The sequence below is a fragment of the Paraburkholderia sp. BL6669N2 genome (genome assembly GCF_003387275.1).
Lineage (GTDB): Bacteria > Pseudomonadota > Gammaproteobacteria > Burkholderiales > Burkholderiaceae > Paraburkholderia.
In genome coordinates, this window is sequence record NZ_QUNA01000001.1 from 1,939,796 (window position 1) to 1,952,991 (window position 13,196).

The 13,196-nt window shown below is 61.8% G+C and carries 11 protein-coding genes and 1 tRNA gene; 3 read left to right on the forward strand and 9 right to left on the reverse strand.

Going from position 1 to position 13,196, the window contains the following annotated elements; genetic code table 11:
* Positions 1-16: 16 nt before the first annotated feature.
* A complete protein-coding gene (locus tag B0G80_RS08900; RefSeq protein ID WP_116117740.1) occupies positions 17-331 on the reverse strand; it encodes a helix-turn-helix domain-containing protein in 315 nt (104 codons plus the stop codon).
* An 18-nt stretch (positions 332-349) separates the two neighbouring features.
* On the reverse strand, positions 350-1,792 hold the full coding sequence (locus B0G80_RS08905; RefSeq protein WP_116117741.1) for a PLP-dependent aminotransferase family protein: 1,443 nt from the start codon (positions 1,790-1,792) through the stop codon (positions 350-352).
* A 169-nt stretch (positions 1,793-1,961) separates the two neighbouring features.
* Here B0G80_RS08905 and B0G80_RS08910 point away from each other — a divergent pair, with 169 nt between their 5' ends.
* Positions 1,962-4,277, forward strand: a complete 2,316-nt coding sequence (locus tag B0G80_RS08910; RefSeq protein WP_116117742.1) for an FdhF/YdeP family oxidoreductase — start codon at positions 1,962-1,964, stop codon at positions 4,275-4,277.
* A 3-nt stretch (positions 4,278-4,280) separates the two neighbouring features.
* Here B0G80_RS08910 and B0G80_RS08915 read toward each other — a convergent pair whose 3' ends face one another.
* From B0G80_RS08915 to B0G80_RS08930, 4 genes are all read right to left on the reverse strand, one after another.
* The gene (locus tag B0G80_RS08915) at positions 4,281-4,784 is read right to left on the reverse strand and encodes a M48 family metallopeptidase (RefSeq protein WP_116117743.1); all 504 of its coding nucleotides are present in this window, start codon (positions 4,782-4,784) and stop codon (positions 4,281-4,283) included.
* A 19-nt stretch (positions 4,785-4,803) separates the two neighbouring features.
* Positions 4,804-5,436, reverse strand: coding sequence for a hypothetical protein (locus tag B0G80_RS08920; RefSeq protein ID WP_116117744.1), 633 nt, complete (start codon positions 5,434-5,436; stop codon positions 4,804-4,806).
* A 191-nt stretch (positions 5,437-5,627) separates the two neighbouring features.
* Entirely contained in the window at positions 5,628-5,936 is a 309-nt protein-coding gene (locus B0G80_RS08925; RefSeq protein WP_106279757.1) for a hypothetical protein, read from the reverse strand.
* Between the two features lie 432 nt (positions 5,937-6,368).
* The gene (locus tag B0G80_RS08930) at positions 6,369-7,274 is read right to left on the reverse strand and encodes a LysR family transcriptional regulator (protein WP_106279359.1); all 906 of its coding nucleotides are present in this window, start codon (positions 7,272-7,274) and stop codon (positions 6,369-6,371) included.
* 97 nt (positions 7,275-7,371) lie between these two features.
* Here B0G80_RS08930 and B0G80_RS08935 point away from each other — a divergent pair, with 97 nt between their 5' ends.
* Positions 7,372-10,968, forward strand: coding sequence for an indolepyruvate ferredoxin oxidoreductase family protein (locus B0G80_RS08935; RefSeq protein WP_116117745.1), 3,597 nt, complete (start codon positions 7,372-7,374; stop codon positions 10,966-10,968).
* Positions 10,969-11,146: 178 nt separating this feature from the next.
* Here the strand turns inward: B0G80_RS08935 and B0G80_RS08940 are convergent, their stop codons facing one another.
* Positions 11,147-11,632 carry a hypothetical protein gene (locus B0G80_RS08940; protein WP_116117746.1) on the reverse strand — a complete coding sequence of 162 codons (486 nt, stop codon included), beginning with the start codon at positions 11,630-11,632 and terminating at the stop codon, positions 11,147-11,149.
* 31 nt (positions 11,633-11,663) lie between these two features.
* Positions 11,664-11,930, reverse strand: a complete 267-nt coding sequence (locus B0G80_RS08945) for a hypothetical protein (RefSeq protein WP_147309846.1) — start codon at positions 11,928-11,930, stop codon at positions 11,664-11,666.
* Between the two features lie 388 nt (positions 11,931-12,318).
* On the opposite strand from B0G80_RS08945, the gene B0G80_RS08950 reads away from it, so the two are divergent.
* A complete protein-coding gene (locus tag B0G80_RS08950; RefSeq protein WP_258878863.1) occupies positions 12,319-13,017 on the forward strand; it encodes a tyrosine-type recombinase/integrase in 699 nt (232 codons plus the stop codon).
* Here B0G80_RS08950 and B0G80_RS08955 read toward each other — a convergent pair.
* Positions 12,980-13,064 (reverse strand) — tRNA-Leu (locus tag B0G80_RS08955). The two genes, B0G80_RS08950 and B0G80_RS08955, sit on opposite strands and share 38 nt — an antisense overlap.
* Positions 13,065-13,196 lie beyond the last annotated feature (132 nt).

Consider the following 13,196-nt stretch of genomic DNA (forward strand, 5'->3'; position numbering starts at 1 on the left):
CTGCGCGCCACGCGATTCAGTGAAGTTTCGGCGACGCGTCCGCCTGATCCTCGTCGGGCGGCTCGCCGTCACCGTTACCGAACAACTCGCCGCACAGACTTTGGCCCAGTTCGCTCAGGCGCGCCGCGCCTGTGCCTTCCTCGCTGAAGGTGGTATCCACCAGGCCGCCGTCGACGAGCGCCGTCAACTGACGCCGCAAGCCGCTCATCGGCACGCCCGCCTGCTTCGACAGTTTGGCGAGCGACCACGCGCCGCCCGGCGTTTCACGATGCGCGCGCCACAACTGCGTCAGGATGGCCGCCAGCACCGGATCGAGTTCGTCGTCTTCCATGTCAGTGTCTCCTTCTTTTTACGCCATCCGCGTGACCAGTTCGCCGAGCGTCTTCAAAGCCGCTTCGGTCTGCGCGGTCCACGGATAGCTGTAGTTGAGCCGGATGAAGTGGCGAAAATCGTCGCGCATCGAAAACATCATGCCCGGCCCGACCGTGATGCTGCGCGCGAGCGCCGCCTGGTAGAGCCGCATGGAATCGACTTGCTCGGGCAGTTCGACCCACAGCACGTAGCCGCCCTGCGGCGTCGACATGCGCGTGCCGGCCGGAAAGAACCGCTGCACCATCGCCGTCATGATGCTGGCCTGCTGCCGATACACCTTGCGCACGTGCCGCAGATGCCGATCGTAACCGTCCAGCCGCAAATAATCGGCGACCGCGACTTGCGGCACCGACGGCGTGGTCAGCGTATTGAGAAACTTCAGCTTCTCGACCTGCGCGCGATAGCGTCCCGGCAGCGCCCAGCCGATCCGGTACGACGCGGTCAAACTCTTCGAAAACGACGCGCAGTGCAGCACCAGCCCTTTGGTGTCGAAGTTCTTCAACGTCGATGGCCGCGTCTCGCCGAAGTACAGCTCCTGATAGACGTCGTTCTCGATCGCGGGGATTTCGTGCGCCGCGAGCAGTTCGACTAGTTGTCGTTTGCGCGCGTCGGGCATCTGGAAACCGAGCGGGTTCTGGAAGTTCGGCATCACCATGCAGGCCGCGACCTTCTGTTCGCCAATCACCTGAGCCAATGCCTCGATATCGATGCCGTGCACCGGATGCGTCGCCACCTCGATCGCGCGCATGCCCAGACGTTCGATGGCGTGCAGCATCGCGTAATAGGTCGGCGACTCGACGGCGACCGTGTCGCCAGGTTTGGCGACCGCCTGCAGGCTCAGGTTGATCGCCTCTGTCGCGCCGAGCGTGATGACGATTTCGTCCGGATCGACCGGCACGCCGTTCTCGGCATAACGCCGGGCGATCTGCCGGATCAGTTCGGGGTTGCCGGGCGGCAGGTCGTCGATCAGATTCCAGCTCGCGTGACGCCGCGCGATCGCGTTCGCGTACTGGTTGATGCGCCGCCACGGGAACAACGACGGATCCGGATACGGCGAGCCGAACGGCACGGCGTCGTGAGCGCGGATGCTGCGCAAAGTCGACAGCACGAGGCGGCTCACGTCCACGGCGGCAGCCACCGGCGGCGTTGGCGGCATATGCGGGATATGCGGACGATCGGGCCGCAACTCGTCGAGTGCGAGCGCCCGCGCCGCCGCATCGCGCACGAAATAGCCCGACTGCGGGCGCGTTTCGACAATCCCACGGCTTTCCAGCAACGCGTACGCATGCAACACCGTCTTGATACTCACGCTGTGCTGCTGGCTCGCCTGCCGCACCGACGGAATCCGCTCGCCCGCCGCGAACACGCCGCGGCGCACGGCTTCGGTCATTTCATCGGCGAGTTTTTCGTACAGTTTCAAGGACTTGAGTCACACGGGAGCGTGGGCTGAAGCGCCAGTCTATGACAAAACCCGCCAACTGTATCCCTTTCCTTTCCAGTTTTCTGTATGCTGCGCCCTTTTTGGAACACAGTAGGCTTGCACTTATCGGCTCAACAGCCACGTCCAAGCCCGATCCGGCGGCAACATCATGAAGAAACCCGAAGCTCGCATCGAACCCTATACGCACCCCGCCGCTGGCTGGGGCGCGCTCAAATACGTCGCCATCAACCTGATCAAGGAGAAGGTGACGGGCGGCGACTACCGCATGCTGTTCAAGCAGAATCAGCCGGACGGCTTCGACTGTCCCGGCTGCGCGTGGCCGGATCGCGAGCATGCGTCCACCTTCGAGTTCTGCGAAAACGGCGTGAAGGCCGTGGCCGCCGAGGCAACCAGCAAACGCGTGACGCCGGCGTTCTTCGAAAAACATACGATCGCCGAATTGATGACGCAGTCGGACTTCGAACTCGAACAGCATGGCCGCCTGACCGACCCGCTCGTCTACGACGCCGTGAGCGACCGTTACGTGCCGATCGGCTGGGACGAAGCGTTCGACCTGATCGCCGACCACCTGAAGCGCCTTGACAATCCGGACCGCGCCGCCTTCTACACCTCGGGCCGCGCGAGCAACGAAGCCGCGTTCCTGTACCAGTTGTTCGTGCGCATGTACGGCACCAACAACTTCCCCGACTGCTCGAACATGTGCCACGAGGCGACCAGCCGCGGCTTGCCGCATACGGTCGGCATCGGCAAAGGCACGGTGACGCTCGACGACTTCGAACACGCCGACACGCTGCTGATCTTCGGCCAGAATCCGGCCACCAACCATCCGCGGATGCTCGGCGAACTGCGCGAGTGCGCCAAACGCGGCGCGACCATCGTGTCGATCAATCCGCTGAAGGAGCGCGGCCTCGAACGCTTTGCGAGCCCGCAGCATCCGGTGGAAATGCTGACGATGGGCAGCACGAAGATCAGCTCCGTGTTCATTCGCCCGAAAGTCGGCGGCGATTTCGCGCTGATCAAGGGCGTCGCCAAGCGCGTGATCGAACTCGACGACGAAGCCTTGGCGTCGGGCCTGGAACGCGTTCTGGATGTCGCGTTCATCGCCGAACATACCGTCGGCTTCGACGCGTTCGCCGATGACTTGCGCGCCGAGAACTGGGACACGATCGTCGCCGAAGCCGGCGTGCCGTTCGAAGACGTGCTGCAACTCGCCGACATCTACGTGAAGGGGCGCGCCGTGATTTCGACGTGGGGCATGGGCCTCACGCAGCATAAGAATTCGGTGCCGACGGTGCAGATCCTGTCGAACCTGATGATGATGCGCGGCAATATCGGCCGGCGCGGCGCGGGCCTGTGCCCGGTGCGCGGCCATTCGAACGTGCAAGGCGACCGCACGGTCGGCATCGAGGAAAGACCGACTGAGGCGTTTCTCGACCGCCTCGGCGAGGTCTACGATTTCGAACCGCCGCGCGAGCACGGACTCGACGTCGTCAATACGATTCAGGCGATGCTCGACGGCAAGGTGAAGGTGTTCATTGGTCTCGGCGGCAATTTCTCGATCGCGACGCCCGACACGCCGCGCACGTGGGAAGCGATGCGCTCGTGCGATCTCACCGTGCACATCACGACCAAGCTGAACCGCAGCCACCTCGTGCATGGACGCGACGCGCTGATTCTGCCGACGCTCGGCCGCACCGAAATCGACATGCAGAACGGCGTGGCGCAAGGCGTGAGCGTCGAGGACTCGATGAGCATGGTGCATATCTCCTACGGCATGAACAAACCGGCATCCGAGAATCTGCTGTCGGAAATCGCGATCGTCGCGCGCATGGCGCATGCGACGCTCGGCAGCGGGAAAGTGGATTGGCTCGCGCAGGCCGCGGACTACTCGCTGATCCGCGACGGCATCGCGCAAGTGATCGAAGGATTCACCGACTACAACGAGCGCTTGAAAAATCCTGGCGGCTTCCACCTCGGCGTGGCGTCGCGCGAACGGATCTGGAAGACACCGAGCGGCAAGGCGCAGTTTCTGGTGCATGCGATCGACATGGCGACGCCGATCCACCAGGCTCGCAAGGAGCATGGCGAGCGGCTGATGACGTTGATGACGACCCGCTCGCACGATCAGTACAACACGACAATTTACGGTCTCGACGACCGCTATCGCGGCGTGTACGGGCAGCGCCGCGTGCTGTTCGCCAACAAGGACGATCTCGCGATGCTCGGTTTCGTGGCGGGACAACGTGTGGATATCACGAGCGTGTGGGCCGACGGTATCGAGCGTCACGCGGATGGTTTTCTGCTGGTGGAGTACGACATTCCGCGCGGCTGTCTCGGCGCTTATTATCCGGAGACGAATCCGCTCGTGCCGCTGTCGTCGGTTGCCGACGGCGCGGGAACGCCGACGTCGAAGTCGATTCCCGTTTTGTTGAAAGCCTCCGAAGTCGAGGCGATCGCGGCTTGATCGTTAGACGGGCTTTTTTGCCAGCTCGCGCTGCGTCAGATAGAGACGCAGATCGAACTCGATCTGGTGATAACCCGGTTGCATGAACTCGCAGAGGCGGTAAAAGGCCTTGTTGTGGTCGCTTTCCTTCAGATGAGCGAGTTCGTGCACCACGATCATTTTCAGAAACTCCGGCGCGGCCGCTTTGAACAGCGACGCGATGCGGATTTCTTTCTTCGCCTTCAGCTTGCCGCCTTGCACGCGGGAAATGCTGGTGTGCAGACCGAGCGCGTGACGCACGACGTCGAGTTTGCTGTCGTAGCTGACCTTGTCGATCTGGTCCGCGCTGCGCAGGTGCTCGCGCTTCAGGTCGGCGCAGTAGGCGTACAGCGCCCGGTCCGTTTGCACGTCGTGGGTGTTCGGATAGCGCGTGGCGAGGTACTGACCGAGTTGGTCGTCGGCGATCAGCTGTTTGACTTTGTCTTGAAGCGTGGGCGAGTAGCCGGTCAGGTATTTCAGGTGGGACATGGTTCCGCTCGGCACTCGCTCAAACGCCGCGGCGATTGTCTTCGCAATCGTCCCAGTACCGAAGCGGATCGCGATGATCGGGATATTCCTTGTCCAGCCAGTCGGACAGAATTTTCCACTGCGGATGGTTCGGGCCGCTGCGCGTGTCCCAGAACGAATCCTTCAGGACGCTGTTGTTACGGCCGCGATCCCGCACGACGATCCGGCAATGGTCGTTCGATTCATGGAATTCCGCCTTCAGGTAGTAGCGCGGAAGGATCTGCAATGCGGCGCCCTCCACGATGCGGCCTTGCGCCCGAACGACGCCGGCGGCTTCGATTCGCAAAACACCATCCACCGATTTGTCCGCGCGCCATCCGACCGGCAGCCTGACCACGCATTCGCCATTGCCTACCTTGATCCAGTCCATGCGCCAGGTGCGCGCGAGCGCATCGCGCATGGCCGCCGCGTCCGCATAGCCGGGCGGTAGTTCGAATTGGCCCGGCAGGACGACAAGTTCGTCCCCGCTCGGAGTCACGCTGGCGGGACTGTTGAATGGGTCGTTGTCGAAAGGATTCGAGGGCCGGCTGGCCGTGGTGTTGCTGGTGGTCGGCAAATCCCCGAAGAGGCTTTCGGCAGCACGGCGTGCGCGCTTTGATTTTTCGTTGGCCATTGATTTTCTCGGTTGGGGCTGGGTTGGCCTGGTGGGAAACACTTGTTATGCGGATCGACATGCAGATTACTTGAGCCGAGCCGACGGCTTGAACCCGAGATGCCGAATCGGCGCCTTGGGTTCAAGCCATGCGGAAACCGCTATTGTAGTTTTTCCAGCGGATGATCGTCGATGGCGCTAAGGCGAGGCGATCAAACGCGCGGCAGGTCGTCAATGCATTTTTCGACGTGGGCGCCGGGGACATCCGTGTCAATCCCGTCGTGGCCGTCCGTGTGCGAGACGGAGACGATTTTGGGCCCCAGAAAGCGCGTGCCGCCGAGCGTAAAAAGGGACCAAACAGCATCTCCGCGACGGATCGCGGCGACGACTTCGGGCACTTCGACAATCGCCGTGGGGGACAACCAGTCACGCGTCGACGGGTCGACGGGAGCCCAACGCACGTGCGTGATCCGGTCGCTCGTCGGGTTGATGCGAACGGCGTCTATAGCAAAGGTAGTCACGTCGACCTCCGTCATCCTGATAAATGGATTCCAGCATTATGCGCCGCTTAATCTGCGGGCGATCAGGTTGACGTGGCCCAGATACGCACACCGCGTTCGAGCCGACCGCCACATTCGCAAGACGCCCCACGTCCTGCACGGCGGGCGAGCCCCGCGGAGATTTGCGGCTGCGCGACACAGGCTTGACGGGTTTGCTGGCTCTCTCTTTGGGTATGACGGAAGGCGAAAAAGGTCGTCGATCGATTCTCAATGAATCGATGCATCGCGTCCTGGCTCCGGCTAATGCCGGCGCGGCGTTGCGGCACGGGCCGACAGTCGATCGTACAGGAAGAAAACAATGGCTAGGCTATGCGAAAAACAGATACGCATCTTCCGCCAGCTTCAATTCCCGCAATACAGGGTCAATTTCGCCGGCCCGCTCACGCCCTGCTTTCAACTCCCGCATGCATGAATGAGGAACTGCTGAAACGCAATTGCAGCCGTATCCAGCGTTGCGCCCTTGCGCCACAGCATGCCCGCGTCCATCTGCGGAATGGCGTTGAGAATGGGCCGAGCGTCGATCCGCTTGCCTTCCAGCGACCACGGGCGAAACACCATATCGGACAGAATCGTCACGCCGAAACCATGCGCGACCAGACCGCGCAACGCTTCCATCGAACTCGTGCGAAACGCGATATTCGGCTCGACGTCGTTCTGCTTCCAGTAGCGCAGCGTCGACTGCTCGCCTTCGTCCACGGTAATCAAAATGTACGGATAACTCGCGATATCCGCGAGCGAAGGCGCATTGAGTTGCGCGAGAGGATGAGTCGGCGAGGTCCACAACTGCCGGCGCGAACGGATCAACACATGGTGCCGGAAACGCCTGAGATTTTCGACGTTGGAGAGCAGAACGATACCGAGATCGATGTCGCCGGCGAGTACGGCCTGTTCGATCGATTCGCGATCCAGGTCGTGCAGATCGATCGCGATGTCGGGATACGTCGCGCGAAAACGCGCCATCAACTCGGGCAGAAAATAGCCCAGCACCGTATACGACGCCGCAATGCGCACGGTCCCCTTCAGATCGTGCGAGCGGAACGGCGCCTTGTAGACCGCGTCGCGCACCGAATCGAGTATGTGTCTCGCGTGATTCAGAAAATCATGCCCGTCCGGCGTCAACGTGACGCCCTGAGGCAGGCGTTCGAAGAGCCGCGTACCCAGGGTTTCCTCCAGTGCGAGAACGGCATTCGTAATCGCCGATTGCGACACATGCTCGGCGGTCGCCGCCATCGAAAACTGCCCGTTCTGGGCGGCCGCCACGAAGTAGCGCATCTGCCGCAAGGTAACGTCTTTTGACATGTGTTTTTCGAATAGCAGGATTCGGTATTCGTGATTTTACGTTGGAAATTCCGCTTCCTATACTCCGCCTCTAATAAAAGCCCCCCGGAGACTTCCCATGAACGCCCCGCTGACGCCCCCGCTACGTGACGCGCTTGCCGCCGTATCGCTCGACGACAAATACACGCTGGAAAAGGGCCGCGTCTATATGAGCGGCACTCAGGCGCTGGTGCGGCTGCCGATGCTGCAGAAGGCGCGCGACCGCCGCGCCGGCCTCAACACCGCGGGCTACGTGTCCGGCTATCGCGGCTCGCCGCTCGGCGCGCTCGATCAGGGTCTCTGGAAAGCGAAGCAGCATCTGAAGGAACACGACGTCGTGTTCCAACCAGGGGTTAACGAGGATCTCGCCGCCACTGCCGTGTGGGGCACGCAGCAGCTCAATCTCTGGCCGGGCGCGCAGGTCGACGGTGTATTCGGCATGTGGTACGGCAAGGGGCCGGGCGTCGATCGCAGCGGCGACGTCTTCAAGCACGCGAATGCGGCCGGCACCGATCCGAACGGCGGCGTGCTGGTGCTGGCGGGCGACGACCATGCGGCGAAGTCGTCGTCGGTCGCGCATCAGTCGGAACATATGTTCGTGGCAAGCGGCATTCCGGTGCTGTATCCGGCAAGCGTGCAGGAGTATCTCGACTACGGCCTGCACGGCTGGGCCATGAGCCGTTACGCGGGTTTGTGGGTGGCGATGAAATGCGTCACCGACGTGGTCGAATCGAGCGCGTCGATCGACATCGATCCGGACCGTTTGCAGATCGTCCTGCCGGAAGATTTCGACATGCCCGATGGCGGCCTCAATATCCGCTGGCCCGACCCGCCGCTCGCGCAGGAAGCGCGTCTGCTGAACTATAAGTGGTACGCGGCGCTCGCCTACATTCGCGCGAACAGGCTGAACCGCGTGGTGATCGACAGCCCCAACCCACGACTTGGCATCATGACCGCGGGCAAGGCGTATCTCGACGTGCGGCAGGCGCTCGCCGACCTCTCGCTCGACGACGAAACCTGCGCCCGCGTCGGCATCCGCGTGCTGAAAGTGGGCTGCGTATGGCCGCTCGATGCGCAGAACGCACGCGACTTCGCAACCGGGCTCGACGAGATTCTGGTGGTGGAAGAAAAGCGCCAGATTCTCGAATATGCGCTCAAGGAGGAACTGTATAACTGGCGCGACGACGTGCGTCCCAAGGTATTCGGCAAGTTCGATCAGCGCGACGACGAAGGCGGTGAATGGTCCGTGCCGCGTGGGCAGACGCTGCTGCCCGCGCACTACGAACTGTCGCCCGCCTTGATCGCGAAAGCGATCGCCCGGCGCCTCGCCAAAGCCGATCTGCCCGCCGATCTGCGGGCGCGCATCGAAGCGCGCGTCGCGGTGATCGAGGCCAAGGAACGCGAGGCGGCCACGCCGCGTTCCGTGACGGAGCGCCAACCGTGGTTCTGTTCGGGCTGTCCGCACAACACCTCGACACGTGTGCCGGAAGGCTCGCGCGCACTGGCCGGCATCGGTTGCCACTACATGTCGATGTGGATGGACCGCAAGACGGAGACCTTCAGTCAGATGGGCGGCGAAGGCGTCGCGTGGACCGGCCAGATGCACTTCACGAACGAGCGTCACGTGTTCGTCAATCTGGGCGACGGCACCTATTTTCATTCGGGTCTGCTCGCGATCCGCGCGTCGATTGCGGCTGGCGCGAACGTCACCTACAAGGTGCTCTACAACGACGCGGTCGCGATGACCGGCGGCCAACCGGTGGACGGCGTGCTCACCGTCCCGCAGATCGCGTTTCAGGTCGTTGCGGAAGGCGCGAAGCACGTGCTGATCGTGACCGACGAGCCGGAAAAATACGACGCGAGCATTCGCCTTCCTGACGGCGTGAAGGTCCATCACCGGGACGAACTCGATCGCTTGCAGCGCGAGTTGCGCGAGATGACGGGCACCTCGATTCTGATCTACGACCAGACCTGCGCAACCGAAAAACGCCGGCGCCGCAAACGCGGCACGTATCCTGATCCCGCGAAGCGCGCCTTTATCAACGATGCGGTATGCGAAGGTTGCGGCGACTGTTCGGTGCAATCGAACTGTCTGTCGGTCGAGCCGCTGCAAACGCCGCTCGGCACCAAGCGCAAGATCAACCAGTCGTCGTGCAACAAGGATTTTTCGTGCGTGAAAGGCTTCTGCCCGAGTTTCGTCACGGCGGAAGGCGCACAGGTGAAGAAGCCCGCCAAACCCGAATCCGCGGCTACATTGCCCGATTTTGCGGCGTTGCCCCGGCCCGCGATTGCTTCACTCGCGAAGCGGTACGGCGTGCTCGTGACAGGCGTCGGCGGAACCGGCGTCGTGACGATCGGCGGCTTGCTCGGCATGGCGGCTCACTTGGAAAACAAAGGCGTCACCGTGCTCGACATGGCCGGGCTCGCACAGAAAGGCGGCGCCGTGCTCAGTCATGTGCAGATCGCGGCGGCACCCGAGCAATTGCACGCCACGCGGATTGCGGCCGGTGAAGCGCGCCTGATTCTCGGCTGCGATGCGATTGTCTCCGCTTCCGCTGAAGTGCTGGCGCGCACGCAACGCGGCATCACGAAAGCAGCGATCAACAGCGGCGCCACGCCGACCGCTCAGTTCGTGCGTGACCCCCAATGGAGTTTCCCGGCCGATCAGACGCAACAGGACCTGCGCGCGAGCATCGGCGACGACTGCGACTTCATCGACGCCAATCGTCTCGCGCTCGCGCTGCTGGGCGACACGCTCTATGCCAATCCGATGCTGCTCGGCTTTGTCTGGCAACGCGGCTGGCTGCCGCTCGGTTACGACAGTCTCGATCGCGCGATCGAACTGAACGGCGTGGCCGTCGAAAAGAATCGCCTGGCGTTCGAATGGGGCCGCTATGTCGCACAGCACGGTGAAGCCGCCGCGGATGCTTTTACGCCGCAGCCCGCCAGACAACAGGCCATCGTCGTGCAGATGCCGGAGTCGCTGGACCGGTTGATCGAGCGCAACGTCGATCGGTTGAGTGCCTACCAGAACCCTCGGTATGCGGCTCGTTATGTCGAAGCGGTCGAGCGGCTGCGCGCGAAGGAAACGGCGGTTATGGGCGCGGCAAAACCTCGCCTTACGCCGCTGGCGGCGCGCAATCTGGCGAAACTGATGACCTATAAGGACGAGTACGAAGTGGCCCGTCTCTATGCGGATCCGGCTTACATGGACAAGCTGCGGGCCCAGTTCGAAGGCGAGCCGGGCCGCGATTACAAGCTCGCGTTTCATCTCGCGCCGCCATTGCTCGCCAGACGCGACGAGCACGGCCACCTGAAAAAGCAGCGCTTCGGACAATGGACCCTCACGTTGTTCCGCGTGCTCGAAAAATTCAGGTTCCTGCGCGGCACGACTTTCGACGTATTCGGCAAGACGGCAGAACGGCGCAATGAACGTGAGCTGATCGCGCAGTACTTCGCGCTGATCGACGAATTCTGCGCGACGCTCGACACCGCTCGATTCGATACGGCAATGAAACTCGCCAATCTGCCTGATGAGATTCGCGGCTTCGGTCACGTGAAGGAGCGAAATGTGCTCGCAGCGGCGGCGAAGCGTGAACGCTGGCTTGTTGAATACCGGGTCGATGCGGCCGGCGCACCGCCTGTTTCGTCTTCTCAACTTTTTGAACAGGCGTGATGAAAACGACCATGCGTGATCGTGACGGCGTTTGCGGGCGTAGTCGCCGCATCGCCCTCGCCACTTTCTTGCCATAGCGGCGATGATTGGGATCGTGGCCGGCGTGCGCCTTGGGCGCATACTTCTGCACAGACCCGCTAAGCTGTCCGGCCCAAGCGAATCCGCTTTCGATCTGCGCTCACGCCAAGCTTGCGGGATCGACCTTGCCGCCTTCAATCACAAAGTGCGCGGCATCAACACCCCTCGCGAAGAACCTCCAATCCTCGGATCCTTCGATTCGATCTGGAACGATGACAAGGCACAGCCCTCCCGAAAGCGCGAGTTCCAGGCCGCCGGCTTCACTCGCAGAGACCGCCTCGACTACAGTCGGACCGTTCTGGACCAACAGCTCGCGCAGACGGTCAGCGGTGGCGCACGCCTCTTTGTCAGAGCCGCAAAGATCTTGCTGGGTTGCCACGGTGTTCCCTGCGCGCTCGAGCCGCCACGCGCATTGCACGTGAAGCGCCCACTGGCCCACATGTTTCAGTACTCCCTTGAAGTTCTTGGCTTCCCTGAGCGGCCCAAATCCGAGCGTCAGCATGTTTGCGGCGCGGTTTACATCGCTTAGGTCCAGGCCACGGAGCACCAATAAGCGCCGTTCAATTTCTTTTCGAGTATCTAACATCGGAACATCCCTGTTTCAAATTCCACCTATATCACCACAGGTTAAACATATCCTTCGCGCGTTCCATTATTTCGTGGAACCCCAGCCCTTCCCCGGAAATTTCATCGTGAAGCTGGCGAATCTGCCTTGGGTTAAGGCGCAGGATTCTCGCAATGTCGTCTGTCTGCTTGTTCTGTGCCTGGTTATTGGCTGGTGTTCCATCGCTCCCCGCCAGCTCGTCCAGGTCGCCGTCCGGCATATCCTCGTTGTATTCCAACGGCTGCGCATCGCTTAACGATGTATTCAGACCGTTCGGCACGCGGCGGTTTGCCCATCATCTGCTGAACGGTCGCGTATGGGTTGGCGCTTTCTGTTAGCTGCGAGCTAAACGCAGGCCGTGTCTCACCGTCCTCCTGGATCGCCCTCACGCAGGCACGCAACTCGTCGCGCTCCGGCACGAAGACCAGAGAGCCATCGCTGACTGCATCGAGTACAACCTGTACGAGCTTGTGGCCCTCGGTCATCTGGTTGCGAAAGTCGTCGGTCCGCCCGAGTACGGACCGCAAATCGTGCTCTGATGCGCTCGCCCATGAAAGCTGACCTCCACGCGCAACGAATGCATGGCGGGCGGCTCTCATAGCGTGTGCGATGCTCTCCAACTCGTCACGGGTGACCTCGGTATGGGACCTGCCGGTCGCAAAAGAGTAATGTTGAGCAGGATCGAACATGCGGGGATTCTGCACGCTCAGGTAGATCGAACGCTGAAGACTCCGCCAGAAAAAATGGGTGTACCGCTGGCTGTCATTGTCGCAACCGTAGTACGGGCCGAGATAAAACATGTGCCGGGTTCCTCACTGCGGATCGAAATGAACCGGAGCGGTATACGAACACAGGCCAGCGCGAGTATTGCAAAGAATCGTCAAGATTCCTGCCGTATGACAACCGTCGAGAAGAACACGCCGAGCCGATGGATCTTGCACGATGTTTCTTGCCGTTGGGCCGCGCGCTTCCTTGCAATGGCCGTCGAAGTAAAGAAGCTGACCGTGAAGCAGTTCAAGGAAAGCCCGGAAGCGGGCGAGAGCGGCCGCAGGTTATTCGGTCACAAGATTTCTCACGACCTACGGCACGGCGCAGCGTCTGAGATGACCAACGCCGGCATCGACCTCTTCACGGTCCGTGGCGTCCTGGGGCACAGGTCGGTGGTTTTGAAGAAGAGCTATTCGCACCTGGGGACAGACAGACTAGCGGATGCCCCGGGCAGGGTCAGCCAAAAGGGGGCGCGCCTGGAATCCGGTTCAGGGCAGAAAAACCCCTACCCTGCCTCGATGCAGCCAAACAAAAAAATCGGGCAATCCTTGCTGGGACAGGTGGTGCCGGGGATCGGACTCGAACCGACAAGCCGTTAGGCGGCGGATTTTAAGTCCGCTATGTTTACCAATTTCATCACCCCGGCGGGCGTCGAAACGCGTGTGGACGCGAATTCTACCATTGCCCGCCGGGCGTACCAAACCGCCCGCCGACGCTCCGCCCGTCTCAAGTTCCACACGCCGCAACCGCGAATACCGGCGTCATCCTCAAGTCACAA